This window comes from Mucilaginibacter metallidurans (assembly GCF_003286435.2).
Lineage (GTDB): Bacteria > Bacteroidota > Bacteroidia > Sphingobacteriales > Sphingobacteriaceae > Mucilaginibacter > Mucilaginibacter gossypii.
Genome location: NZ_CP043449.1, coordinates 3,335,365 through 3,360,626, shown reverse-complemented (window position 1 = coordinate 3,360,626; position 25,262 = coordinate 3,335,365). Strand labels below are relative to the sequence as shown.

23 protein-coding genes and 1 pseudogene are annotated in these 25,262 nt (G+C 41.4%); 11 read left to right on the top strand and 13 right to left on the bottom strand.

Annotated elements, in window-relative coordinates; translation table 11 throughout:
* Positions 1–110: 110 nt before the first annotated feature.
* The 8 genes from yidC to trpS all read right to left on the bottom strand — a co-directional run bounded on the left by yidC (position 111) and on the right by trpS (position 9,595).
* A complete protein-coding gene (gene yidC, locus DIU38_RS14225; RefSeq protein ID WP_112652075.1) occupies positions 111–1,958 on the bottom strand; it encodes a membrane protein insertase YidC in 1,848 nt (615 codons plus the stop codon).
* Between the two features lie 22 nt (positions 1,959–1,980).
* Complete coding sequence (locus DIU38_RS14220; protein ID WP_112652074.1) at positions 1,981–3,591, bottom strand: CTP synthase; 1,611 nt, start codon at positions 3,589–3,591, stop codon at positions 1,981–1,983.
* 298 nt (positions 3,592–3,889) lie between these two features.
* Positions 3,890–4,153 carry an FIST N-terminal domain-containing protein gene (locus tag DIU38_RS34895; RefSeq protein ID WP_112652072.1) on the bottom strand — a complete coding sequence of 88 codons (264 nt, stop codon included), beginning with the start codon at positions 4,151–4,153 and terminating at the stop codon, positions 3,890–3,892.
* Positions 4,154–4,453: 300 nt separating this feature from the next.
* Positions 4,454–6,328 (bottom strand): leucine-rich repeat domain-containing protein, encoded by a 1,875-nt coding sequence (locus tag DIU38_RS14215; RefSeq protein ID WP_112652071.1) that lies wholly within the window; start codon positions 6,326–6,328, stop codon positions 4,454–4,456.
* A 130-nt stretch (positions 6,329–6,458) separates the two neighbouring features.
* A complete protein-coding gene (kdsB, locus tag DIU38_RS14210; RefSeq protein WP_112652070.1) occupies positions 6,459–7,193 on the bottom strand; it encodes a 3-deoxy-manno-octulosonate cytidylyltransferase in 735 nt (244 codons plus the stop codon).
* Positions 7,190–7,864, bottom strand: a complete 675-nt coding sequence (locus DIU38_RS14205) for a hypothetical protein (protein ID WP_112652069.1) — start codon at positions 7,862–7,864, stop codon at positions 7,190–7,192. Before DIU38_RS14205 ends, kdsB begins: the two co-directional genes overlap by 4 nt.
* A gap of 13 nt (positions 7,865–7,877) precedes the next feature.
* Positions 7,878–8,492 carry a deoxynucleoside kinase gene (locus tag DIU38_RS14200; protein ID WP_112652068.1) on the bottom strand — a complete coding sequence of 205 codons (615 nt, stop codon included), beginning with the start codon at positions 8,490–8,492 and terminating at the stop codon, positions 7,878–7,880.
* 107 nt (positions 8,493–8,599) lie between these two features.
* Complete coding sequence (gene trpS / locus DIU38_RS14195; RefSeq protein WP_112652067.1) at positions 8,600–9,595, bottom strand: tryptophan--tRNA ligase; 996 nt, start codon at positions 9,593–9,595, stop codon at positions 8,600–8,602.
* Positions 9,596–9,632: 37 nt separating this feature from the next.
* Here trpS and DIU38_RS14190 point away from each other — a divergent pair, with 37 nt between their 5' ends.
* The 5 genes from DIU38_RS14190 to DIU38_RS14170 all read left to right on the top strand — a co-directional run bounded on the left by DIU38_RS14190 (position 9,633) and on the right by DIU38_RS14170 (position 14,305).
* On the top strand, positions 9,633–10,388 hold the full coding sequence (locus DIU38_RS14190; protein WP_243770748.1) for a lysophospholipid acyltransferase family protein: 756 nt from the start codon (positions 9,633–9,635) through the stop codon (positions 10,386–10,388).
* Between the two features lie 40 nt (positions 10,389–10,428).
* Positions 10,429–10,815, top strand: a complete 387-nt coding sequence (gene gatC, locus DIU38_RS14185; protein WP_317131845.1) for an Asp-tRNA(Asn)/Glu-tRNA(Gln) amidotransferase subunit GatC — start codon at positions 10,429–10,431, stop codon at positions 10,813–10,815.
* 170 nt (positions 10,816–10,985) lie between these two features.
* Entirely contained in the window at positions 10,986–11,726 is a 741-nt protein-coding gene (locus tag DIU38_RS14180; protein WP_091171524.1) for an ABC transporter ATP-binding protein, read from the top strand.
* Positions 11,727–11,781: 55 nt separating this feature from the next.
* Positions 11,782–12,597, top strand: coding sequence for a helix-turn-helix domain-containing protein (locus DIU38_RS14175; RefSeq protein WP_112652066.1), 816 nt, complete (start codon positions 11,782–11,784; stop codon positions 12,595–12,597).
* A 58-nt stretch (positions 12,598–12,655) separates the two neighbouring features.
* The gene (locus DIU38_RS14170) at positions 12,656–14,305 is read left to right on the top strand and encodes a serine hydrolase domain-containing protein (protein WP_112652065.1); all 1,650 of its coding nucleotides are present in this window, start codon (positions 12,656–12,658) and stop codon (positions 14,303–14,305) included.
* A 138-nt stretch (positions 14,306–14,443) separates the two neighbouring features.
* Here the strand turns inward: DIU38_RS14170 and DIU38_RS14165 are convergent, their stop codons facing one another.
* Positions 14,444–14,860, bottom strand: a complete 417-nt coding sequence (locus DIU38_RS14165; protein WP_149354099.1) for a hypothetical protein — start codon at positions 14,858–14,860, stop codon at positions 14,444–14,446.
* 87 nt (positions 14,861–14,947) lie between these two features.
* On the opposite strand from DIU38_RS14165, the gene DIU38_RS34465 reads away from it, so the two are divergent.
* Entirely contained in the window at positions 14,948–15,073 is a 126-nt protein-coding gene (locus tag DIU38_RS34465; protein ID WP_262714360.1) for a hypothetical protein, read from the top strand.
* Positions 15,074–15,138: 65 nt separating this feature from the next.
* Here DIU38_RS34465 and DIU38_RS14160 read toward each other — a convergent pair whose 3' ends face one another.
* Positions 15,139–16,164 (bottom strand): chitinase, encoded by a 1,026-nt coding sequence (locus tag DIU38_RS14160; RefSeq protein WP_112652063.1) that lies wholly within the window; start codon positions 16,162–16,164, stop codon positions 15,139–15,141.
* Positions 16,165–16,404: 240 nt separating this feature from the next.
* Here DIU38_RS14160 and DIU38_RS14155 point away from each other — a divergent pair, with 240 nt between their 5' ends.
* The 3 genes and pseudogenes from DIU38_RS14155 (at position 16,405) to DIU38_RS14145 (ending at position 17,527) form a co-directional block, all read left to right on the top strand.
* A complete protein-coding gene (locus tag DIU38_RS14155) occupies positions 16,405–16,953 on the top strand; it encodes a cob(I)yrinic acid a,c-diamide adenosyltransferase (protein ID WP_112652062.1) in 549 nt (182 codons plus the stop codon).
* A gap of 94 nt (positions 16,954–17,047) precedes the next feature.
* Positions 17,048–17,268 (top strand): annotated as a pseudogene (locus DIU38_RS14150) (DUF2795 domain-containing protein).
* Positions 17,269–17,377: 109 nt separating this feature from the next.
* The gene (locus DIU38_RS14145; protein WP_110585189.1) at positions 17,378–17,527 is read left to right on the top strand and encodes a lmo0937 family membrane protein; all 150 of its coding nucleotides are present in this window, start codon (positions 17,378–17,380) and stop codon (positions 17,525–17,527) included.
* Between the two features lie 42 nt (positions 17,528–17,569).
* Here the strand turns inward: DIU38_RS14145 and DIU38_RS14140 are convergent, their stop codons facing one another.
* Both DIU38_RS14140 and queA read right to left on the bottom strand, forming a co-directional pair.
* A complete protein-coding gene (locus tag DIU38_RS14140; RefSeq protein ID WP_112652060.1) occupies positions 17,570–18,298 on the bottom strand; it encodes a 2-C-methyl-D-erythritol 4-phosphate cytidylyltransferase in 729 nt (242 codons plus the stop codon).
* A gap of 151 nt (positions 18,299–18,449) precedes the next feature.
* Positions 18,450–19,499 (bottom strand): tRNA preQ1(34) S-adenosylmethionine ribosyltransferase-isomerase QueA, encoded by a 1,050-nt coding sequence (gene queA, locus DIU38_RS14135; protein WP_112652058.1) that lies wholly within the window; start codon positions 19,497–19,499, stop codon positions 18,450–18,452.
* Between the two features lie 260 nt (positions 19,500–19,759).
* Between queA and DIU38_RS14130 the strand changes: the two genes are divergently transcribed.
* Positions 19,760–21,007 (top strand): ABC transporter permease, encoded by a 1,248-nt coding sequence (locus DIU38_RS14130; protein ID WP_091171548.1) that lies wholly within the window; start codon positions 19,760–19,762, stop codon positions 21,005–21,007.
* A 7-nt stretch (positions 21,008–21,014) separates the two neighbouring features.
* Positions 21,015–21,548 (top strand): DUF3347 domain-containing protein, encoded by a 534-nt coding sequence (locus DIU38_RS14125; protein ID WP_112652056.1) that lies wholly within the window; start codon positions 21,015–21,017, stop codon positions 21,546–21,548.
* 382 nt (positions 21,549–21,930) lie between these two features.
* Here the strand turns inward: DIU38_RS14125 and DIU38_RS14120 are convergent, their stop codons facing one another.
* On the bottom strand, positions 21,931–25,212 hold the full coding sequence (locus DIU38_RS14120) for a PAS domain-containing hybrid sensor histidine kinase/response regulator (protein WP_112652054.1): 3,282 nt from the start codon (positions 25,210–25,212) through the stop codon (positions 21,931–21,933).
* Positions 25,213–25,262: the final 50 nt, after the last annotated feature.

Genomic DNA, 25,262 nt, shown 5'->3' with positions numbered 1-25,262 from the left:
GGAATTGAGCAGCTTTACAGCATGAAAATTAGGCACCAAAACAAAAGCCCCTGAGAAAGTTTCTCAAGGGCTTCAATATCTTTCGGACTGCGGACTTTCCGACTAAAGACTTAAGACTTCTTATTCTTATTTGCCTGGATCTGCTGTTGCTGGCGCATCATCTCTTCCATTTTAGCACCAAAGCCTGATTTTTTCTTCTTGGTATCTTCAGGTTTCTTTTTGTTTTCCTGGATCTGGGCATGGATCTTCTTGTCATCAACCATGAATTTGATCAGGTACTGCTGTAAAAAGGTGAACATGTTGGCCAAAAAGTAATAATAGTTCAAACCGGCAGGGTAGCTGTTAAGCGTGAAGAGGAATACCAAAGGAGTGATGTAACCAATGTATTTCATTTGCCCTGTAGCACCGGAGATCTGGTTGTTGAAATAAGTATAGATCAACGTTGAAATGGTCATCAGTAAACACATTAAACTAATGTGGTTAACGCCGCCAAGGAAAGCTATCGGAGCGAATTTAATAACCGAATCATAAGTTGAAAGGTCATGCATCCACAGGAAACTTTCGCCCCTTAGCTCAAATAAACTTGGGAAAAAGCGGAAGAACGCAATAACTATAGGCATCTGGATCAGCAATGGTAAACAGCCGCCCAATGGGTTAACACCTGCCTTTTTGTACAGCTTTAGGTACTCCTGTTGTAACAACGTAGGGTTATCCTCACCAACTTTAGCTTTAATTTCATCCATTTCGGGCTTCAGCACACGCATTTTGGCCATTGAAAGGTATGACTTGTAAGTAAGAGGTGATAATACCAGCTTAAGCAATACAGTCAATACCAGGATGATCAAACCATAGTTCCAGTTAAACTTGTTAAGGAAGTTAAATACCGGCAATACCGCGAAACGGTTGATGTATTTTAATGGTCCCCAGCCAAGGTTAACCAGTTTATCAAGGTCATGCCCCTGGTCTTTAAGCGTATTAAAACGGTTAGGGCCAAAGTAAAACTCCAAGGGTAAAGAACCATCTGTGCCGCGGGTAAGCGACAGGTCGGCTTTCATTTGTTTTACATCGGTGGTATCGTTAAAATCAGTAGCAACAGCAATATCTGTTTTGGTAATGCCCCCTTTAGCTATCAGCACATTTGAAAAGAAGTGTTGTTTAAAAGCAACCCAGGCCATTTTTTTATCGCTGATGCTTTTTTGATCGTCTTTGCCTTCGCTCAGGTAATCAGCATCCCCATCGGTATTATAATAGTACACCGTTGAATACTGGCGCTCCATTTTGATGTCTTTTTCCTGTTTGTGCAGGCTGGTGGCCCAGTTAAGGTTAATGGTGCTGCTATTGGCAATAACGCCGTCAAGACCGGTAGGCTTAATGGTTAACCCAAGTTTAAAACCATCACCTTTTAAGCTGTATATATAATCAATATATTGGGTAGGGCTATAGCTCAAACGCATAGTAACCGAACCGGAATCTTTTTCGGCTATGTTAAGTTCCTTTGCACTTGGGGTAAAATAGTAATTGTTAGTGTTGATATTGGCAACACCGGCGGCAAACTTCAATCCAAATTGGTTATTGTCACCGCTGAAAAGCACCAGGGGCTTCTTATCAAAAGTTTTGTAGTTTTTTAACTCAACGGAAGCTACTTTGCCTCCGTGGGTGCTTAATTTAATAAGCAGCTCTTTATTACCAATGGTAACAAACTCTTCTTTACCAACAGATGCGGCGCCAAAAGGCATTTTTAACAAGACCGAATCAACTTTGGCTGTTTTGGCGGTATCAAACTTAGCTGTGGTTTTAGCAGCAGCGGCAGCTACAGCGGCACCAGCTTTTTTCAGCGAATCCTGGTGCTGTACCTCGCGCTCTTTTTTAAGGTCGGCTTCTGATGGCTTTAAAAAGTATATCGAGCCGGCAATGATCGCCATGATCAGGAATAATCCTGTAAACGTATTTTTATCCATTATCTAATTATCGTACAATTACTTATTTTTTGCGGGCATAAGCTAGCGAAGCGGCGACAAAGTTAATAAAAAGTGGGTGCGGATTAGCAACTGTTGATTTTAATTCGGGGTGAAATTGCGAACCGACAAAAAACGGGTGGTTTTTAAGCTCTACAATCTCCACCAGGCCATTGTCAGGATTTATGCCGGATGGGGTAAGGCCCGCAGCCTCGTATTGCTTAAGGTACTCGTTATTAAACTCATAACGGTGACGGTGCCTTTCCGAAATATGGTTTTTTCCGTAAATAGCCGCCGCTTTAGTGCCTTTTTTAATATCGCAGGGATAAGCGCCTAAACGCATGGTACCGCCTTTGTTGGTGATATTTTTCTGATCTTCCATCATGCCGATAACCGGGTAAGGGGTTTCGGGGTTCATTTCGGTACTGTTGGCATTCTCAAATCCTAATACATTACGGCCAAACTCAACTACCGCACATTGCATACCTAAACAGATACCAAAGAAAGGGATATTATTTTCGCGCACATGGCGGATAGCCTGGATCTTACCTTCAAAGCCACGCTCGCCAAATCCTGGGGCAACCAGTACGCCGTGCATGCCTTTTAATTTTTCAACAGCGTTTTCGGGCGTAAGCTGTTCCGAAGGGATATATTCAAGCCGCACTTTACATTCCTGTTTAGCGCCCGCATGGATAAAGGCTTCGGTAATGGATTTATAAGCATCCGGCAGCTCCACATATTTACCAACTAACGCAATACGTACATCGGCAGTCGGGTTTTTCAGGCGGCCAAGAAATTCTTTCCAGTTTTCGAGGTTTGGCTCATTTTTGTGCGGAAGTTTTAATTTGGTCAATACGGTTTTGTCAAGCTGTTCTTTCAGCATTAACAGGGGTACATCGTAAATACTTGGTGCGTCAATCGACTCAATAACAGCATTGATATTCACGTTACAAAACAGCGCTATCTTTTTGCGGATATCGTTGGTAAGGTGGTGTTCGGTACGGCAAACCAGGATATCGGGCTGGATACCATACTCTAATAACATTTTTACCGAGTGCTGCGTAGGTTTGGTTTTTAATTCGCCTGCTGCTGCAAGGAATGGTACCAGTGTAAGATGGATAACCAGAGAGTTAGCCGATCCAATTTCCCAGCGGAATTGCCTTACAGCCTCAATATATGGTAATGATTCAATATCGCCTACCGTACCGCCAAGCTCGGTGATCACAATATCGTAATCGCCGCTTTCGCCCAATATGCGGAAGTTTCTTTTTATTTCATCGGTAATGTGGGGCACTACCTGTACAGTTTTTCCTAAAAAAGCCCCTTCACGTTCTTTATTAATTACATTTTGATAAATGCGGCCGGTAGTGATGTTGTTGGCCTTTGACGTAGGAGTGTTCAGGAAACGCTCGTAGTGGCCAAGGTCAAGATCGGTTTCGGCACCGTCTTCGGTTACATAGCATTCGCCGTGCTCATAAGGGTTAAGTGTTCCCGGATCAATATTGATGTAAGGATCAAACTTTTGGATGGTTACGCGGTAACCGCGCGATTGAAGGAGTTTGGCTAAAGAAGCAGAGATTATACCTTTTCCTAACGATGAGGTAACACCGCCCGTAACAAAAATATATTTAGTCATGATTTTTTTTGAAAATGACCGGGCTTTTATACCGCGGCCAATTGTTTCTGTACGGGATACAAAAGTAAGAAAATTTTCACGCTTCGCCGTATCTGTTTTTAAAAAATGGAACTGTAAATGTCTTTTGTTTGTAATTGGTTTTTACAGAGTGTATTATGCGCGTTTTGGAGCTGATACTTTTATAAACGGAAGTGAACTGGTTGACGGCTTTAACGGCGATAATTCTGGTAAGGTCCCCATAAGGGGGGAGGGCCGGTGACGCTGCCCGGTTACCGTCTGATATAATGAATACGTAATTTCAGTCATTTTTCTCGAGCTGTGCCTCCAAAAAGGTACTGTTTCGGCACTGTTGGCCTGTTTGTTTACATGGGTAGAAGTGCAGACTATAATGATTTTTCCAACTCAACCGCGGTACAACAATGCTGTCGTCATACACATCACTGCCCATGATTTCCCCAGTTGTGGAGGCAAAAACTACATTAGCATTAGGATAGCTCTTTTTAAGATAATCATAAATTTCAGGACCGATAATTAACTTCGGTGCACCGAAAGCAAGTACCAACTGACATTTTTCAGCACTAAATTCAGGGTCTGTAAAGTAATTTACCCAACCCTTGTTTACAAAATGATGCTGCCTTATCTTCAGGATGATTTTAGGTTAATAATAAGGTGATGCTACAGATGAAGTTAACAAATTAAAAAACAAAAATTTGTTAAAATACTAAAGTATTAAACGCATTGTTATTATGGTAAACATTTAATAGTATAGCTATGTTTCAATAGCTTAAATGGCCTCTGATATGGCGTATCTGCTTTATGCGCGTGAGCGGCCATAAGGTTTAGATCGGGTTAAAATATGGTACTAATGACAGCCTTTGTTTAGGAAAAGAAAGGCGAACGAGACAATTAAGATTCCAAAAACTATCTGCCAGCCGATTTTATTTTCTGCCGGTTGATCCGACCAATCTTTTGATTTAGACCGGAGGGGCGCTATGTTGTGGACGTAATTCCCAAAAATAAAATTCAGGTAATTGAAAACGTCAAAGTGAGCAATTTCCCGGTCACGGGCATTAATAAGTAAATCGAGATAATAATCGTATAGCTGAAATCTACGCCCGGAGGAATCAAGTACTTTTTGGATAATATGATAAACGGCAAAATTAATTGGGAGGCCCTTATCAAGCAGCTGTTTGTAAATTGATAATAATTGAGGCAGGTCATCTTGCCGCATGAATGTTTTGGCCAGGAAATAAGCAATTTCTGGATTGGGTTTGGGATTAGGATTACTTTTTAAATAAGTGATATACTCTGAAAATAGCTCGTAATTATTTACAGCTTCGCCGTTTTCTTTCAAACTTATTAATAGTTCCCGCTTATTGAAAAAGTTACTTTCACGTACAATTTTAATCAGTTGCGCCTTTATTGTTTCGGTTTCCTGATCGTCAATATTCAGCTTTTTTATTATTTGCTCACAACGCATCAAATAATATAAGCGATAGTAGTTTTCTGAAATATCGGTTGTAGCAAGTTTTTTAAAATAAATAAACAATGCTCTCTTTTCGTTGGCGTCAATGTAATGATAGGCGAGTGCTTTATCAAAGTAGCCATGATTATAGTAATGTTGAGCAGCTTCTATTAAATACTCATTGAGATTTGAAGCTTTGGGGCACATGGGATTACCTGTTAAATCAAGCGCAAAGGGGCTGTGTGGATCGGTTGGGAAAGGTGTGGTGATACAATTATTGCGCAAACTTATCCTATATAAATTAGGCAAGGAAAACAGGGGACTCGCATCTTCTATGATATTGTTGTCCAGTTCAATGTAATAGAGGTCAGTTAGGGTCTTGGCAAATGAAACATCCGAAATATTGCAATGTGTTAAGCTAAGACCTGTCAGTTTCCCAAACCTTCCAATTATAGTTCCATCAATGTATTTAATATGGCTCGCCGTGAGCTTTTTTAGATTTGAAGCATCACGGATAGGCAACAAATCATCGCAATAAACACCACCAATTTCTAAAAGTTCGAGTTTTTTAAGAGGTTCAAGGGGGCCAAGACTAATCAATTGATTTCCTGAAAGAATGAGCGATGTAAGTTTTAATAGGTGTTTTAGCGGGCTGATATCAGCTATTCTATTTCGCGCAGCGTGTAATACTTTGAGGTCGCTAAGTTCGGCGATTGGATAAAGATCTGTTATTTGATTACCATCTATAATTAATTGTTGGAGACTAAGTGATGATTTTAACGCCAAAATGTTTGTTATCGCATTACAGGATAACTTTACTGTAATTAATTTTGTATGCTCATTTAAAGCGGATATATCCGTTATTTTATTAGTTGATAAGTTTAAGTCGGTTAATTCTACAAGGTTCCTTACAGGCTCTATATTTTCTATAAGACCACCAGGTAAGTATAAAGTTCTGAGGCGTAGCATTCGACTCAACGGCGAAATGTCTTTATATCCGCCATTGATTATCACGAGGCATTCCAAATGGGTTAATGCGTCAATGTGATTAAGATCGTCTATAATTACATCACTATTTTCAACAGAAATGGATAAGTCTGTTAAAAAGTGAAATGATCCAATAAACTGCAATAAATTTCCGCTATATTCAAATGAGACATATTCGCTGTCATATACTTGTAAGCCAATTAATCTGCCAAATGCATCGAATTTTGCGTCATAGTTGGAATCCGGAAGTGTTGTTTCGTCTCTTAGTCGTTGTTCATCGGTCATTGATTAAAAATAGAGATAAATATTTGCAGGAGTCAGTGCAACATAACGTACTATTTTCCACTTACATTTTTATTTGATTCAGGCAGTGGTTCTGTCTGGAACAAATGAGGTTTAAAACGAATTCCCAGAGTTATATATCAAACTTCAGTTTCTCCAGATCTTCAGGCACATCAACGGCATGGGTTTCCAGCTCGGTTTCGGCAACTTTGATACGGTAACCGTTGTCTATCCAGCGAAGCTGCTCAAGGCTTTCGGCCTTTTCAAGCGGGGATACCGGTAGTTTGGTAACTTCCTGCAATATATCTGCCCGATAGCCATAAATGCCGATGTGTTTAAAAAAAGTGTGGAATTCGAGCCAGTTTTCGGGCTCCTGGCCGCGAATATGGGGCAGGGTAGCACGGGAGAAATAAATAGCTTCGGATAATTTATTGATCACCACCTTGGGCGAATTGGTATTATGCAGTTCCTGTTCGGTCAGGATCCTTTTTATAAGAGTGGCCAGTTGGGTTTCCGGATCGTTAAAGCAGGCTGTTAATTTGGTGATCTGCTCAGGGGCAATAAAAGGCTCATCGCCCTGAATATTGATGATCACATCATACCCGGGGTGCAGGCGGGCAACTTCGGCACAACGGTCGGTGCCGCTTTGGTGGTTGGCGCCTGTCATTACCGCAACGCCGCCAAAACCGTTTACGTGGTTAAAAATCCGGTCGTCATCGGTAGCAACGATAACTTCGCTCAGGCTCCGGCATTTTTTTGCCTGCTCATATACGCGTTGGATCATAGTTTTACCGCCGATATCAACCAATGGTTTACCGGGAAAACGTGACGACGCATAACGGGCTGGGATAATGCCTAAGATTTTCATTTGATTTTTATTACAATGGTTTTAAACATTTGCAAAGCTAATTCCTGATCCTGCTTTGATAAATTACGGCCTGACAGTTGGAAGTTTAAAGTTGATGATTTACTTTGATAATAAATACCAGTAATTCCTTTTGAAGGATTTTTTGGCCAGATTGTTTTTATAATAAAATCTTGTTTCGACTCTTCATTAAAGTTGTGATCTTTTATCTCTGCAGGGATTTCTATCGGAATATACACTGTGCTGTCCTTAGTAAGCATATTTGCGATGTAGTCAGCCTTAGGAAATTTGTTTTTTTGCTTAGCTGCAGGTTTATGCATCGAGATTTTGACTTTTATATTGGGAACGTCACTATATGTACGTTCTCTATCGCAAAAATCACATCCGCGTTGCCAATCGTTAGTTTTTATATACTCCTGTTCTGATAGTAATAGGTGATTAGCGTACCCCATCGAACTGATTTCGAAAGAAAGAGTATCTGTTGGAGCAATAATTCTACCTACAAAAGAGTCTATGCCTTGTTCCTGTTGGAAATGCCAGTTAGGAGGCAGCCATAGTTTGAAACCATTCAAACGGAGCAGATGCCATGTGCTGATATTTACTTGTTTTTCTGAACTATGTTCGCAGGCGAATAAAAGAATAGATAATAAAGCGAAGATCAAAAGCTTCTTCATACCCTATTAACTATTAAAACAACCCGTTAATCTCCCTTTCAATCAGGTTCACAATGGTAGCCATGTCCTCGGTATTGTTAGCAAAATCCAGATTATCCTTATCAAGGATCAACAGTTTGCCCAATTTATAATTGTTGATCCATTTATCATATTTTTCGTTCAGTTTGGAAAGATAATCTAAACGGATACCTATTTCATACTCACGGCCGCGGCGCTGAATATTGCTTACCAGGGTAGGCACAGATGCTTTAAGGTAAACCAGCAGATCGGGCGGTTTAATAAACTCGGTGATATTTTGAAAAATTGATTCATAGTTTTCGTAATCGCGGGTAGTCATCAAACCCATATCATGCAGGTTTTCGGCAAAAATATAGGCATCCTCGTAAATGGTGCGGTCCTGTATAATATTACGCCCACTTTTTTGGATATCGATGATCTGGCGGTAACGGCTATTCAGGAAGTAGATCTGAAGGTTAAAGCTCCAGCGTTTCATGTCGCTGTAAAAATCCTCTAAATAGGGGTTGTTATCTACAGCTTCATACAAAGGGTCCCATCCGTAATTTTTGGTCAGCATCTCGGTAAGGGTGGTCTTTCCGGCGCCTATATTTCCTACAATAGCTATGTGCATATATTTTAGTTCATGTCTGAATCAGAATTTTCCTAATTTACAGAATTGTCAGAATTAAAAAAGTTTTAGCCTAAATTCTGACAATTCTTGAATTCTGAAAATCCTGATCAAAATTTCCTGAAGCCGATGATCTCTCTAACTTCCCTTATCGTTTTTGACGCGCTTTCACGGGCCTTTTCGGCACCCATTTCGGCTACTTTACGCAGGTAATCTGCGTCATTGGCAATGGCGTTGATCTTGTCGCGGATAGGGGCTGTTGCCAGTACCATATCTTCGGCAAGCTGCTTCTTTAAATCGCCGTAACGGATAGCCATTTTGTTATAAAGCTCGTCAAAGTGGGCAAGTGTATCGGGTGTTGAAACAACCTTCATTAAATCGAACAGGTTTTGGATCTCCTGTGGTTTTTGCTGGTTTTCAACGGTAGGGCCGCTATCGGTTACCGCGCGCATTACTTTTTTGCGGATGGCTTCGGGTGTATCGCCCAAAAATATTGCATTGCCTTCGCCTTCTGATTTGCCCATTTTTCCCTTGCCATCCAATCCCGGAATTTTCACCAAACTTTCGCCAAAGCTAAAGGCAAAAGGCTCGGGGAAATAATCATGGTTATAAAGCCTGTTGAAACGGTTACCAAAAGTGCGGGCCATTTCAAGGTGCTGCTCCTGATCTTTACCTACAGGCACTTTAGTAGCTTTGTGGATAATAATATCCGCCGCCATTAAAACCGGGTAGGTAAGCAGGCCGGCGTTCACATTTTCGGGATTGGCGCGCACCTTGTCTTTAAATGATGTTGCTCGTTCCAGTTCGCCCAAATAAGCGTTCATGTTCAGGTACAGGTATAATTCGGTAACCTCCGGAACGTCGGATTGCACGTATATGGTAGCCTTTTCAGGGTCGATGCCCGCGGCTAAATATTCTATCAGCACCTGTTTTACGTTGCCATGTAAATTGGCAGGCGTAGGGTGGGTAGTTAACGAGTGGAGGTCGGCAATAAAAAAAAAGCAGTTGTATTCATCCTGCATTTTTATAAAGTTTTGCAACGCCCCGTAATAATTTCCTAAGTGTAAGTTTCCGGTCGAACGGATGCCACTAACAACAATCTCCATAGTGTGGCGAAAGTAAGGAATTTTTCTATTTTTGGTAATGATGAAAATGATATTGAGAAAAGTACACGTATATCTTTACATTGTGAGCGTGGCCCTGGGCTACGTTATATTATGGCCTTTTTTCTATTATTTTTCGCGTAAACCCGAACGCTATCATACGCTCAATTCATTCAGAAGGCTTTGGGGATTAGTGAGTTCTGCTTTTGTAGGTATATTTTACCAGTTTGAATATGAACAACCGATTGACTGGAACAGGCCTTATATCATTTGTCCTAATCACACCTCAAACCTTGATATTTCGGCTATGTGTATCCTGGTTAAAAGCAATTGCTGTTTTATGGGCAAACATGAGCTGGAAAATGGCCTGGTAACCGGTCTGTTTTTTCGTACGGTGGATATTCCTGTTAACCGTGATAGTAAAATGTCATCGTTTAGGGCGTTTAAAAAAGCATCCGAGAAATTACAGGAGGGCGTTTCTCTTATCATTTTCCCCGAAGGCGGAATTTCGGATCATTATCCTCCGCAGCTTTGCCCGTTTAAAAATGGCCCTTTCAGGCTGGCTATCGAGCTGAAAATACCTGTCATCCCGGTATCATCGGCTAATACCTGGCAAATACTTTGGGACACCGGCATTAAGCACGGCAGCAGGCCAGGAATCTCTAAATTTAAGGTTCATAAGCCTATTGAAACGGCACACCTGAGTATTGACGATGCCGATGCTTTACGGGATGAGGTATTTGAGATTATGAACAATGATTTAATGTTTGAAGGCGCTGTTTCTACTCTGGCTTAGTCAATAATATGACAGCAGACCGGGAATTTGTAATATATTTGTGCATAAACCCATTGAAGCGGCCCAGTTAAGCATAGATAATGCCGGCGCACTGCGCGATGAGGATCACGCTATTATAAAACAAAAAACAACAGGCATGACCATTGATAAAGAAACCGTTGAAAAAGTAGCCCACCTGGCCCGCCTTGAACTTACTGAAAGCGAAGTACAGGATACGATGAAGGATATGAGCAAGATCCTTGATTTTATGGCTAAATTGAACGAGGTGGATACCACGGGTGTTGAACCACTGGTTTATATGACCACCGGTGCCAACGTGCTGCGAGAGGACGTAGTTAAACAACAAATTACCCACGAAGAAGCTTTGGAAAATGCCCCTAAGCATGACGAAGACTACTTTTTGGTGGCCAAGGTGATTGAGAAATAGTTTTTTGTCCGAAAGTCCGAAAGTCGGTAAGTCGGAGAAGTCCGAAAGTTAAGACGGTAGTAAGTCAGACTAAAAACTTGCGGACATCGGACTTACGGACTACCGACCACTAAAAATAAAAACCACTGTAACATTCGGCACCCCAGTGCAGTCCAAACAAAAAATAATTCATGGAGCCAATAAATACTGCCAAGCCGTTAATAACCATAAAAGATATCGGGCGTAAATATGTAATAGGTGCCGAAGTGATCCACGCACTTAAATCAGTTTCGCTTACTATTAACAAAGGCGAATTTGTGGCTTTGATGGGCCCTTCCGGCTCCGGCAAATCAACCCTCATGAATATTTTGGGCTGTTTGGATACCCCAACCAAAGGGCAGTACATCCTTAACGGAATAGATGTAAGCCACATGACCGATAGCCAACTTGCCGAAGTACGTAACTCGGAAATTGGTTTCGTGTTCCAGACATTTAACCTGTTGCCCCGTAATACTGCTTTGGATAATGTGGCGCTTCCACTAATCTACGCTGGCGTTAATAAAGAAAAACGTAAGGAACGTGCCGGCAATGCATTGAAAAATGTTGGTCTTGGTCACCGTATGGATCATAAACCCAATGAACTTTCGGGCGGGCAAAGACAGCGTGTTGCCGTGGCAAGGGCGCTGATCAATAATCCATCCATTATACTTGCCGATGAACCAACAGGTAACCTTGATACCAAAACATCCATCGAAATCATGGGCCTTATCGAAGATATCCACGCCAAAGGTAACACTATTATCCTGGTAACACATGAAGAAGATATTGCTCTGCATGCCCACCGCATAGTGAGGATGCGCGATGGATTGATAGAAAATGACTACGTTAATACCAATGTTCAAACCGTTGACCGCAGGGTAGAGGAGGTGTAAGCCCCCGGCCGCTGAAGGAGGAGTTATAGCGTTTATTAACTCAATAATCTTCGCCGTGAAACAACTACAAACAGGCAGCTTCTACGGGCAAACCAATCATACAACGCATTTACAGGGTATCACCATAACTGATACCGAATATACCCTTGATAAGGTGGACTGGCATTACCATGAAAATGCCTACTTCACTTTTATATTGGCCGGTAATGTTATTGAAGGCAATAAAAAGGAAGTTTATCATTGCCCGGCAGGCACTCTACTGTTTCATAACTGGCATGATCCGCACTATAACATCAAGCCCAAAGGCTTTACCCGCGGCTTTCATATTGAATTGCAAAAGTGCTGGTTCGATAACCTGGAATTAAAACAGGATAAACTGGAAGGCAGCTTTGCTATTCAGGACCCGGATGTGAAATTTCTTTTATACCGGATCTTTAAAGAATCAAAGATTTGTGACGAGCTGACTGCAATGACTGTAGAAATGTTATTGCTGCAAACGCTCAATAAAATGCAGGTAAATAACGCCGGCATGTCACGACAAGTTCCTGCATGGGTTGGCAAGCTGAAAATATTGCTGGCCGATGATCCTGCCCGGAAGCATACGCTTGCCGAACTTTCCGGTCTATTACAACTCCATCCGGTTCATTTATCCCGTGATTTTTCGAGATATTTCAATTGTACCATGGGCGAATATATCCGAAAGCTCAGGGTTGAAAAAGCGTTTGCTTTATTGGCAGATGGCGGGTTATCCTTAACAGATATCGCCTTTACCTGCGGATTTGCCGATCAAAGCCATTTTTTACGCTGTTTTAAAAAGTTTAGCGGCAGTAATCCGTCGGTATATCGTAAGTTTTTATTAAGGCCATGTTAATTCTGTTCTATTTTAAAAGTGTTGATAAAAGCAGATTTGTAATATCTAAACAATTAAAATGAAACGTTATTTACTCATAATCTCCATTATACTTACAACCGCCTGTAAAACATTCGCGCAGGCGGGCAATATCATCGAACCTGAACCTATAACCTCCGTTCTTCAAAAAGCCAATATGGGTAAGGTTGTTTTTGAGGCGGATACTATCCCGCTTGAAAAACTGGAACAAACCGATCTGTTAACAAGCTATGAGGCTAAACCTGCCAATAATTTGTACATGCGGCTTTTGCTGGCCAATTCATTAACCAATTACCAGCATAGCTTAGCGCCGTCGTTAAGTATTGAACAATTGAACGGGGGAAATTTTCAATTTGTTTTTTATGTAGATGGCAGGCAGGTTTACCAGGAAAATCTGCATAAAGGGGCCAATTTACCCATCGCAAAAAATACAAAGACCACTATTTTTGTCCCGCTCATCAGTAGCCGGGGAGAAGATTCATGGGGACGCTTTTTGTGGGGGCGGTTTATGGCCCATGGCGGGGAAGATGCACTTACTACAGGTGCGCACCTGCTTAAAATTGAAGTAAGGCCCTATGTTGCTATCCCTGATTTGAAAGTAGGTGAGCTGATAGCACAGGGAGAGATCAGGGTTACCGTACCGGCAATTGATTTCAGAGACGCCGAACTGCAAAATATAAAACCGGGCAGCGGCTGGCAGGTATCAAAAGAAGACTTTGATAAAAAGAAGATCATGGAGATGAATGCCCTTATTGCCGGCAACAGGTTTAAACAGATCACCAGCGTGGTAGTGATCAGCAACGGCAAGTTGCTAATTGAGGAGTATTTTAACGGTAGCGCGCGCGATTCATTGCACAATCCCCGTTCGGTTGGTAAAACATTTGCTTCGGCCCTGATGGGGATAGCAGTTCATGATGGGTATATCAAAAGCGTTGATCAAACCTTGAAGGAGTTTTATGACCTTAAAAAGTTCAGTAACTACTCGCCTCAAAAAGAAAATGTAACACTAAAAAGCCTGCTTACCATGAGCTCTGTTTTTGGTGCGGATGATAATCAAAGTGATTCGCCGGGGAATGAAGAAAATATGTACCCCACCGATGATTGGGTGAAATTTGCCCTCAGCCTTAAAACAGACAGCAATAAAATGGCAGGTAAACAATGGAATTATTTTACAGCCGGAGTGGTGGTATTGGGAGATATTCTGAACAAATCGGTACCCGGCGGGCTTGATAAATATTCGGCCGAAAAGCTGTTCAAGCCATTGGTTATCAGTAATTATCGCTGGCAATACACACCGCAGAATGTACCCAATACCGCGGGCGGCCTGCAAATGCGCTCGCTTGATTATGCCAAATTCGGGCAGTTGTATAAAAATGGCGGTGTATGGAATGGCAAACAGGTAATTTCGCAAAACTGGGTTAAGGAATCATTTACCAAACACCTTACGTTACCAAAAGATGTGGTAGGTGAGGGCTTTTACGGTTACCTGTTCTGGAACAAAACCTATACGGTAAACAACAAAGCTTACGAAACTTACTACTGCTCAGGCAATGGCGGTAACAAGATCTTTATTTTTACTAATCAGCCGCTGGTTGTCATTATAACCGCCGAGGCCTACAACACACCGTATGCGCATCCGCAGGTTGATAAAATGATGAAGGAGTATATTTTACCGGCGGTGTTGAAATGATTGCTGTAGAGGCGCATAACATGAGTCTCCGAATATATTGTAGGGATAGGTTACGGGAGACGCAATTATGCGTCTCTACACACAACGGGAATTATTTTATCCGCTACTGTTATTACTATTCACATCTAAATTGTGTGCTCAATCGCAGGTGGTACACAACCTCGAAACAAACTCTGCCAGGTGCGTAGCTTTTTCTGCAGATATGGCGTGGGTATTACCGATAATGAGGGTGTGCTCAACAATCTCTATTACAAAATCATCCAGCCTGATATCCATTACCACGTTGCGGAAATTACGATCGGCACCAGTAATTGCTTTTTGGCGGTCGCTTACCAGCATATAAAAAGTGTCACTAAAGGCCTTGTCTTCGGCAAAATCAAGCTCAACCGGGTGGATCAGTTCAATGATCTTGTCAACCAATGTTTCGCGCCTGATGAGTACCCGGCCAAAATCATGCTTTAAATAAGCCAGTGCCCAGGTTTGATATGGTGTGTAGGTTACGGCCTTGTCATGATGATGCCCGATATGTTTTGACTGGCATTCGGTGAATAGCATATAGCTATCGTTATTTTTATTTTTTATAGCGTATGATTCCTTTACACTAATGTCGAGATAGTCTTTGAAAATGCTAAACTGCTCTAAATGAAAATCAATATGCCCGGTTTGTTCAATCCTGAATCTGTTTTTCAGGCTGGCCAGGACATCACCGAACTGGTCGGTTGCCGGGGATACAAACCGGCGTTTTCAATAGCGGATTCCAAATGTTAAAGTTTAGTGTTGTAGATGCTAATACAATAATAACTTTTTTGCTTTGAAATTCAAAAATATAGCCGTTAATAATGATAAGGCTTCATTTTACCGCATGAACAAGCGCAATTGGCATCGGTAATACCTAATTTCTTCAGGAAAAACTGGTAAAAGCCAATCCTGTCGTTCATATTATACATATTTTCGCCCTTGTTGCATTCTACTTCGCCGTTCACAATATTAATGGTCATACCAAAACCTGGCGTGCGGCCTGCGGCTTTATCTTCTGCATTGGGTTGCCACTTGCCTGTCATTACATCATGCGCCGATGGTTTGTGGGTTTGGGGCGTCATCCAGAAATAGATGGCGGTTTTAAAAGCCATCACCGGGTCGGTTTCTACCATCTCGGGATTTTGGAGCAAAATTTTATCATCGCCTAATATGCAATCTGAAGCATAGCCGTAATTGCCGTTATAGCTCAACTGCATCGGCCCGCGACCATAGTATTTTTTACCGGCCACGGGTGGGTATTCATCATTTTCGGCAACGTAAGGCAAACTGGTATTGCTTTCATGGATCAGCATGAGGCCATCGGTATATGTAGCATTTATGCCATGACGGGTTTCGTGCGCAATGTGCGCAAAAAAGGCGGCGAGCTCTTTTTTATTTACATCGGCATTGTATTCGGTGCAGAAATTGCCATAATCAATAGTGTAGGTGCTATCTGGTTTGGCTTTGGCCCATTCTTCGCTCCAATCAACATCCTGGCGTACAACGGCCTTTTTGCCTGTTTTTTTATCGGTACGTATCAACTGGTAAACGGATGTTGCCCGGCGGGTTACTTTTATACTGATCATGCCAAGGTCATCGGCTGCTTTGATAAAGGCAGCATAGGTATAAAATTTATCGCGTTGCGGAAAAAGATCATTAAATTGTTTTTCGCTTAATAAACTGGCCATGCTTACTTTGGGAGTGGCCGGTTTATCTGCTACTGCCTTGTTACTGTCGCTGCCACTGCTACTTTTACTGTTACCGCCGCAGCTAAACCCGGTTGAAAGCAGGATGATAAGAGATAAGGAGAGCAGCTTTGATGATAATATGATAGGTTTCATGAGTTTCACGCTAAGTATGTTTGATGTTATCACAGATGCAAGTTTAAGCTAACATATTAAAAATTACACTTTATTGGCAAAAAATATGCTAAAGTGTTATGAAATACAAAATTTAAGATGATAGATTTGAAATAACACCAATCATGAAAAAAGATTTATCGGGCTTGGTTTTAATTGCCTGATAATCAGAGTTAGCTTTTTTGTAACCTGATTGTTGGTAGCTTATTTGTTAAATTAAGTATGAAAATATATACTAAAACGGGCGATAAAGGGTTTACCTCATTAATTGGCGGTACACGCGTGCCCAAGCATCATATCCGCATTGAAAGCTATGGTACGGTTGATGAGCTTAACTCGTACATCGGGCTTATTGGTGATCAGGATATTGATGCACATGATAAGGAGGTATTGAAGCAGATACAGGACAGGTTGTTTACAATCGGCTCTTCACTGGCAGCCGACCCTGAACGGTCAAGGATGGTTATTCCGGACCTTAACATGAGTGATGTGGAAATGCTGGAAGCAGAAATGGATACCATGAATGAAAGCCTGCCGGCGCTTAGACATTTTATTTTACCTGGTGGCAGTAATGTGATTTCATTTTGCCATATTGCAAGATGTGTTTGCCGCCGTGCCGAGAGGATAACCGTTCAGCTTGCCGAAGAAAGTACAGTTGATGAAAAAGTGAATATTTATCTGAACAGGTTGAGTGATTACCTGTTCACTTTGGCTCGCAAAATTGCTAATGCTAATAAAATAGCTGAAAATCAGTGGATACCACGGGTTTAAAAAAATGAAAAAAAATATTGATATTCAATTTGAAAATGTTATACTTTTGCGAAAAAGTAAATTTTACTGATAATTATAAATATAAATAAAAACGATGTATTGGACACTTGAACTGGCATCGCACCTGGAAGATGCACCATGGCCGCAACTAAAGATGAATTAATTGATTATGCTATCCGTTCAGGCGCTCCTGTTGAGGTTATCGAAAACCTTCAGGCACTTGAAGACGATGGCGAACCGTACGAAAACATAGAAGAGATCTGGCCGGATTATCCGACTAAAGACGACTTCTTCTTTAATGAAGACGAGTACTAAACACGATAATGAAACCCTTAGCAATGAGGGTTTTTTTATTAACCGCTAATTTTGGAATGGTTTTGGTATAGGTAATTACACATTTACTTAACTACTAAAAACTAACAAAATGAGAGGTTTATTGTACATTATCGCTGTTATCCTGGTTATAGGATGGCTTTTTGGAGCATTTATACACCCATTTGGGGGTGGTTTGATTCACATACTATTGGTAATAGCTATCATAGCTGTACTTTTAGGTGTAATCAGACGGGCATAGCAAATTTAACCTTGTATTGCAAATCGAAAAAAGCCGCAGACTTTATAGCTGTGGCTTTTTGCTTAAAAGCAGTTCGGCAATGGCAATATCTTCAGGAAAGGTGATCTTGATGTTGCTATGATCGCCTTCGGTAAGTTTTATTTCGGCGCCATATTGCTCAACAACGCTGGCATCATCTGTAAACCTGGTATCAAATGGTTGTTCATAAGCTTTTCTTAATAGCGAAGCCCTGAAGGTTTGCGGGGTTTGCACCAGGTAAATCTCATCCCTTACCAGGCTTACCGACCGCCCTTCTTTTACCTGGCGTACCGAATCGCGACTTTTGACGGCCACTACGGCTGTACCATACTTAGCGGCGCATTGGTAAGCTTCATCAATAATATAGGGTGCAGTAAGCGGCCGTACGGCATCCTGTACAGCAACCAGGGCTTCCTGATCGGTAATCAGGTTAAGCCCGTTTTTTACCGAATGAAAACGGGTTTCTCCGCCCATAACCAACTGGTGGGAAATGGTAAATGAATATTCCTGAATCAATTGCTGCCAGTAAGTATGGTAAGCTGCTGGTAAAACCAGTATAATGGCTGGTTTCGCCTCCGATTGTTCAAAGGCTTCAATGCTATGCATTAATACGGGTTTACCGTTAAGTAGTAAAAATTGTTTAGGTACCGCCGATTGCATCCGGCTACCCGAACCTCCTGCTACTATAATAACGTAGTTGTTATTTTTAGATATGGGATGTGAGATATGAGATGTGAGATTGGACGTTGTCATAATTTAAGTTAACTAATATCTAACAAAATTGGCCGCAAAAAAATTAGACCTGAAAACAAATAGAATGTCTCAGATCTAATAAACTACAAAAAAAATGAGATATGAAACCATGGTCTCATATCTCAAATCTCATATCTCACATCTAAAAAGATTAGATGATCAACATCGCGTCGCCGTAGCTGTAAAAGCGGTATTTTTCTTTTACAGCTACTTCGTAAGCGTTCATTACATTTTCGTAGCCACCAAATGCCGCAATCATCATCAATAAAGTCGATTCGGGCGTATGAAAGTTGGTGATCATTGAGTTGGCAATGCTAAAGTCGTAAGGAGGAAAGATAAACTTGCTGGTCCAGTCATTAGCTGCTTTCAGTGTTTTGTTTGCAGATACTGCAGATTCGATGGTACGCATTGATGTAGTACCAACAGCACAGATGCGTGCTTTACGCTCGATGCCGCGGTTTACAATATCAGCTTGTTTTTGCTCGATAATGAATTGCTCCGAATCCATTTTGTGTTTGGTTAAATCCTCAACTTCCACCGGGCGGAAGGTGCCTAAACCAACGTGCAAAGTAACTTCTGCAAAATCAACACCTTTTAATTCAAGGCGTTTCATAAGTTCACGGCTGAAGTGTAAACCGGCAGTAGGAGCAGCAACGGCACCTTCATGTTTAGCGAAGATGGTTTGGTAACGCTCTTTATCTTCGGCGGTAGCTTTACGTTTAATGTATTTTGGAAGCGGTGTTTCGCCTAAAATTTCAACATTGCGGCGGAATTCCTCATCGGTACCGTCAAACAAAAAGCGGATGGTACGGCCGCGTGAAGTAGTGTTGTCAACAACTTCGGCAATCAGCAAATCGTCGTCGCCAAAATATAATTTATTACCTACGCGTATTTTACGTGCCGGATCAACCAGTACATCCCATAAGCGCAGTTCTTTGTTCAGCTCGCGAAGTAAAAAAACTTCGATAGTGGCACCTGTTTTTTCTTTGTTGCCATATAAACGGGCAGGGAAAACTTTGGTGTTATTAAGGATCATTACATCCTTATCATGAAAGTAATCCAGCACGTCTTTAAATATTTTATGCTCAATTTTGCCCGAATCTTTGTGTAAAACCATTAAACGTGATTCATCGCGGGTGGCAGAGGGTGTATGGGCGATAAGGGATTCAGGTAAGTTGAATTTAAATTGAGATAATTTCATGCTTGTTTTTATGAATTTTCAAGGGCGCAAATGTACGAATTTTTTTGTTAATTTAACAGATTTTTTTAAGAAGCAGTTTAATTACACTACCATTATATTAATTGCAAAATGCTGTAACTTAAATCATGTACTGTTGTCTAAAAAAATATTAGCAGGCGGCTTAACATATCAGTAATAAAAGCGCCTGTTATATTATTATTACCTCCACGCTTTAACCGTGCAATTAGGATTGATTAACAAGTAAGATCAAAATAAGTTATATGCTTTTTTTAAAACTTTTAAGGGAAAGTTTTTTGTTTGCCGGCGATGCCCTGCGGCAGAACAAAACGCGTACGTTGCTGTCATTGCTTGGGGTAACCATTGGTATATTTACTATCATAGCTGTACAATCGGCTGTTGATACCTTGCGTAATAACCTGCAAAATAGTGTTAATAAGTTGGGTAATAACAGTATATATGTGCAAAAGTGGCCCTGGGTGGGCGGGAGCGATTTTCCCTGGTGGAAATACCTGCAAAGGCCCGAATCTGATCTTCGCGATTTTAACGAACTTTCGCGCCGCATCACAACCGCCGAGGCATTATCATACGAAATAAATATTGATAACCGCACCATAAAGTATAAAAGCAACACAGTTGAAGGCGCCCAGGTAGACGCTGCTTCGCAGGATCATGACAAAACCTGGAATTTTGACCTTGAGAGTGGTCGTTACTTTACCGAAATGGAATCAAAAACCGGTGCGCCTATAACCGATATCGGTTATGATATAGCCCAGGCCCTTTTCCCCGATGGCGATGCCGTAGGTAAGCAGATTAAGGTGATGGGGCGGTATGTGACCATTGTAGGCGTGTTTTCAAAACAGGGTAAGGATATGCTTGGTATCTCTACAGATAAAGAGGTGCTGCTGCCCCTTAACTTTGCCCGCAACTTAATTGATATACAGAGTTCAAAATATGGTCCGTCAATTATTGTGCGTGGAAAAAAAGGAATCCCGACCGATGATGTTGAAAGCGAAATTAAAGGGCTTATGCGTTCTATCAGGAGGCTGAGGCCCGGTGCCGATGATAATTTTTCGCTAAACCGTACAACCATGATCACCCAGCAGCTCGACGATCTTTTTAAAGTGGTCAACATTGCCGGTGCTATCATTGGCGGGTTCTCCATTTTAGTTGGTGGTTTTGGTATCGCTAATATCATGTTCGTATCGGTAAAGGAACGCACCAATATCATAGGGATACAAAAATCATTAGGGGCTAAAAACTATTTCATATTATTGCAGTTTTTAATTGAATCGGTTTTGCTTTGTTTTGTGGGCGGGATCATCGGGTTGTTTTTTGTATATCTGGCCACGTTTGCCGTAAAGGCCGCTTTAGATGTACAGGTAATACTTGATGCTGCTAACGTTACGCGGGGTTTAAGCTATTCAATTATAATAGGGGTGATAGCTGGCATTATTCCCGCGTATTCGGCCTCGAGGCTGGACCCGGTAGAAGCTATCCGTACAAACTAATTTTAATATGAAAATAATTAAAGGATTTTGTTTTTTAGCGGCTTTAGCCGTTGCCGCTGCATGTAACCAGCCTGCCAAACAACAGGATACTGCTAAAGTGGATACGACTGCTGATGCTAAGCCTGCAGCGGAAACCCAGGTTGCAGATACAGGTAACACCAGTGATGTTTTTAAGGCTTATATCGCTTTAAAAGATGAGTTTATTAAATCAGACCCCGCCGGCATAAAAACAGCCGCTACAGCTTTGGAAGATAAGCTTTCGGGTATAAAAGGTTGCAGCGAAACAGCTGCTGTGGCGCACCAGATAAGCAATGCAGCAGATATCAAAGGCCAGCGCGAAGCGTTTTTGATATTAAGTAAAGATGTTATCGCTTTGGTAAAAGGCGCGAAATTCAAGTCGGCGCCAATTTATGTTGATTTTTGCCCGATGGCCGATGGGGGAAAAGGAGGGTACTGGCTTTCGTCAACAAAACCAATTGTAAACCCCTATTTTCCGGAGCATATGAAGGAGTGCGGAACGGTGAAGGAACAGATTAACTAAGACCGTTGATCTTACTGATTAGTTTGATTTCGTTGATCTTATTTAAAGCGATAGGCTATCCCTATCGCTTTTTTATTTTGAACCATGATTTTCATGATTGAAGGATTTTATGATATTTTAAAGCGGTTTGTATACTTATCGCTTCGCTGCCCGTAGACTTCGTCTACGGAGGATTTATGTATGTAGTTTGCAACCACATACATAGGCTATTGTGACATGATTTCGTTAGTGTGCAGGGCTGGAGTTGCAAACTCCAGGTATAGTTTAGTCGAAGGCATATGCTTCGAATAGCGGGACTTCGAATAGCGGAGGTTTTTAAACCTTTAGCCTTTAGTTTTTTACCTTTCGCCTCTATCCAAAATCGAACATCCGAACTCCGAAGTTACACTGATTGTTTGATATGTTTTGCTAATTTGCTGTACAGTACTTCCGGCACAAAAGGCTTAGTCAGATAATCACACATACCTGCTTCCAGCGCTTGTTGGTAGGTTTCGGGCATGGCGTCGGCCGTGAGGGCTATGATGGGCAAGTCGGGCTGAGTTTGTTTAATCATCGCCGTTGCTTCAAAGCCGTCCATAACCGGCATTTGCAGGTCCATAATAATAAGGTCATAAGAATTTTGATTAGCCAGGTCGACAGCTATTTGCCCGTTTAATGCTTCCTGAACGTGGGCATTCCATCGTTTTAAAAATTTGCCGGCTATCATCAGGTTCATTTTGTTGTCGTCAACAACTAAAATATTCATACCCTGTAAATTGTTGTTTGAAGCATTAGCCGTAACAGCAACCTGTTTCAGAGCGGTGGCTTCGGGGGCGAGAGCGAAATTTATAGCAAAACTAAATGTAGTACCCTTACCCAGTTCGCTTGATACTGCAATTGTACCTTTATGCAGCTCAACCAGCCGTTTGGTAATAGCGAGGCCTAAACCGGTACCTCCATAGTCATTATCAATTACCTGTTGGTCCTGCATAAAAGGATCAAAAACAATGTTGAAGCTTTCGGGCGAAATACCTATACCTGTATCGGTAACCGCAAATTTAATATTAACGGTGTTTGGGGTTATCACATCCTTATCCAACCGGATAATAACCTTACCTGTATGTGTAAATTTAATGGCATTACTGATCAGATTATTAAATACCTGGCTCAGCCGCATTGCATCGCCAATTAAATCTCCGGGAATGGTATCATCTGCTATCAATTCAAGCGTCAGTTTTTTTTCGGCCGCCTTTGGCTCAAAAGATTGCTTTATTTTATGGATTAGCTGGTGAATATTGAACCTTGAGTTATTCAGTTCCAGCTTGCCAGCCTCAATCTTATTATAATCTAAAATGTCATTGATAATGGCCAACAGGTTTTCGCCCGAAAACTTGAGCGTATTGAGGTATTCCATCTGTTCGGGCCTTGGGTTTTCGTCAAGTAACAGGTTGGTTGTGCCAATAACCGCGTTCATCGGCGTACGGATCTCATGGCTCATGATGGATAAAAATTCCGACTTGAACTTAGACGACTTTTCGGCCATTTCTTTAGCCCAGATCAGGTCCTGCCGCGCTTTCTCCTGGTCTGTTATGTCTTCGCCAAGCGCTGTGGTCTCCTTAAAAACGCCGTTTTCATCATAAAAAACCGTATTTTGCCAGCTTATTATCCGTTGCTCGCCGTTACGGCAAATAATAGGGTTAATGTAATGCGGTAAAAAACTGTCATTTATAAACCAGTTCTTTAAAAAATCTTTCAGATCATCGGGAATAAAATTGTCCATCCAATTCATGCCAATGATCTCGGCTTGACTATATCCTACCAGGTTTGCCAGGTATTTGTTGCAAAAGGTAACAATGCCACTGTCGTTAACCGTTATTGCTATCATATTAACAGTTTCTAATACCCGCCGGTATTTGCTTTCAACGTTTCTGAAATCAAGCTCAGCCTGTTTGCGTTCCGTAATATCCTGCAGGGTACCTATAATTTTACGCACACTTCCGTCGTCATTATACAGACGTTTGCCCGCTATAATGCTCAGGTGTTTGATATTGCTGCCAGTAGTTATGATGCGGTATTCATAGGATGAATCCATGTTGCTTAACTCGTTACGCAATAAGCTCCTGACAATAAACCTGTCGTTAGGATGTACATGCTTAAGTAGCAACTTTATAAAACAGCGCTGGCATGAAGAGGTATCCTGGTCAAGTTCATAAATGCCGTTCAACTCTTCCGACCATGACAGGTGACGCGACGCTACGTCATATTTCCAGTTGCCTATTTTAGCAATGGCCTGGGCTTCCATCAGTTCAAGCTGGCTTAGTTTAACCGCTTTATCGGCAAGGCGGGCCTCGGTAATATCCTGGATAATGCCAAATGTTCGTGTAACTGTGTCTGACAGTAATTTCTTTTCGCCGCGTTGGATCCTGATATATTTTAAGTTGCCCGCCGGTGTGATAAATTTATGCTCAAGTTGGTTTTGTGTTGTTGTACGGATGGATGCAAGGTATTCAAAAACGTTCTCCCTATCGTCAGGATGTGCCAGGCTTATATAATATTGAAAGTGGTTCATACCTGTGGGGATATCTTCAATCCCGAGCAGGTCATTGAGGTTGGCCGACCAAAATGTTTCCTTACTCTCGTGGTCATACCACCAATTGCCTATTTTAGCAATGTTTTGAGCTTCCAGTAACTGATCTTCGTTTTCTTTAAGGGCCCGTTCATATTTCTTTTGTTCGGTTATATCCACTACTGAAGCCGAGATCCGGCCGGTATAACCTGTTGTTTTATCAAATACGGGGGTAAAGTTAGCTGTAAAGGAATGTCCGGTTTCGTAGTCTGATAAAAACTCTATTGATATGGGTTTGCGGTTTTCTATTACATAGTTTAAAGCCCTGTCATACTTCTCGGCTTTTTGGGGGCCTACTACCTTATCGAGCGTTTTGCCAATCGCTATCCGCGGATCAACTACGCGCTCGGTCATTTCATTAAACCATACGTTAATACAGGTTTTGTTTTCATCAAACTCAAAAATGATGTCATTTAACGAGTTAATGAGCGCGTTGAGATGATTGCGACTTTCACGCAGCTTGGCATCATTAACCATAAGGCTTTGGTTAAGCTTCATTACGTTATTAACAGCATTTTTTAACTGGTATTGATAAGCCATCACCACTAAAAATGAGACATAGGCTATTACAGTGAAAACCAAAATAAGCACTATCAGCACTGCTGGCGAAATGGCAAGCCTGGGCGCGGTAAAATAGGCGGTTATAATAGCCGCAAGGTTAGCTTCGCAGATAATTATGAATTCCCTGCTTTTTTTGCAAAAAAGGGTTAAGGCAATAAAAATGGTTATTGCGCTAAACAGGTACACATGTTCAAACCCGTTTTTGGCAAGTAAAATGCAGTTGTTTATGACCAGGAAAGACAAAACGGTTGCAAAAATCCCCGCTTTGTAAAAAAAATTATTGTTACCGAAAGAAAAAAATAGCGTTATAGCACAAAAAAAACAGTTTATAGCCCTTAACCAAAAAGGATCGTAAGAATTGTGGAAGCAAAGATAGTGTAACGAGGGACTTGCAATAAATAAGCCTATGAGTAAAAGGCGGTAAACGGTAGCTTGGTTTTGGATCATTACCAATGAGTTACCTTTTAACGACATGTTTTGCAGTAATTTTTTAATCAATTATTAACGTCTATAAGCATAAATACAGGTTGTAAAATAATAAATTTGGC

Excerpts from the sequence above, each read along its gene's own strand:
- yidC (WP_112652075.1), bottom strand. The coding sequence starts at position 1,958 with ATGGATAAAAATACGTTTACAGGATTATTCCTGATCATGGCGATCATT.
- DIU38_RS14220 (WP_112652074.1), bottom strand. The coding sequence starts at position 3,591 with ATGACTAAATATATTTTTGTTACGGGCGGTGTTACCTCATCGTTAGGA.
- DIU38_RS14215 (WP_112652071.1), bottom strand. The coding sequence starts at position 6,328 with ATGACCGATGAACAACGACTAAGAGACGAAACAACACTTCCGGATTCC.
- kdsB (WP_112652070.1), bottom strand. The coding sequence starts at position 7,193 with ATGAAAATCTTAGGCATTATCCCAGCCCGTTATGCGTCGTCACGTTTT.
- DIU38_RS14205 (WP_112652069.1), bottom strand. The coding sequence starts at position 7,864 with ATGAAGAAGCTTTTGATCTTCGCTTTATTATCTATTCTTTTATTCGCC.
- DIU38_RS14200 (WP_112652068.1), bottom strand. The coding sequence starts at position 8,492 with ATGCACATAGCTATTGTAGGAAATATAGGCGCCGGAAAGACCACCCTT.
- trpS (WP_112652067.1), bottom strand. The coding sequence starts at position 9,595 with ATGGAGATTGTTGTTAGTGGCATCCGTTCGACCGGAAACTTACACTTA.
- DIU38_RS14190 (WP_243770748.1), top strand. The coding sequence starts at position 9,633 with ATGATGAAAATGATATTGAGAAAAGTACACGTATATCTTTACATTGTG.
- DIU38_RS14180 (WP_091171524.1), top strand. The coding sequence starts at position 10,986 with ATGGAGCCAATAAATACTGCCAAGCCGTTAATAACCATAAAAGATATC.
- DIU38_RS14170 (WP_112652065.1), top strand. The coding sequence starts at position 12,656 with ATGAAACGTTATTTACTCATAATCTCCATTATACTTACAACCGCCTGT.
- DIU38_RS14165 (WP_149354099.1), bottom strand. The coding sequence starts at position 14,860 with ATGCTATTCACCGAATGCCAGTCAAAACATATCGGGCATCATCATGAC.
- DIU38_RS34465 (WP_262714360.1), top strand. The coding sequence starts at position 14,948 with ATGAAAATCAATATGCCCGGTTTGTTCAATCCTGAATCTGTTTTTCAG.
- DIU38_RS14160 (WP_112652063.1), bottom strand. The coding sequence starts at position 16,164 with ATGAAACCTATCATATTATCATCAAAGCTGCTCTCCTTATCTCTTATC.
- DIU38_RS14155 (WP_112652062.1), top strand. The coding sequence starts at position 16,405 with ATGAAAATATATACTAAAACGGGCGATAAAGGGTTTACCTCATTAATT.
- DIU38_RS14145 (WP_110585189.1), top strand. The coding sequence starts at position 17,378 with ATGAGAGGTTTATTGTACATTATCGCTGTTATCCTGGTTATAGGATGG.
- DIU38_RS14140 (WP_112652060.1), bottom strand. The coding sequence starts at position 18,298 with ATGACAACGTCCAATCTCACATCTCATATCTCACATCCCATATCTAAA.
- queA (WP_112652058.1), bottom strand. The coding sequence starts at position 19,499 with ATGAAATTATCTCAATTTAAATTCAACTTACCTGAATCCCTTATCGCC.
- DIU38_RS14130 (WP_091171548.1), top strand. The coding sequence starts at position 19,760 with ATGCTTTTTTTAAAACTTTTAAGGGAAAGTTTTTTGTTTGCCGGCGAT.
- DIU38_RS14125 (WP_112652056.1), top strand. The coding sequence starts at position 21,015 with ATGAAAATAATTAAAGGATTTTGTTTTTTAGCGGCTTTAGCCGTTGCC.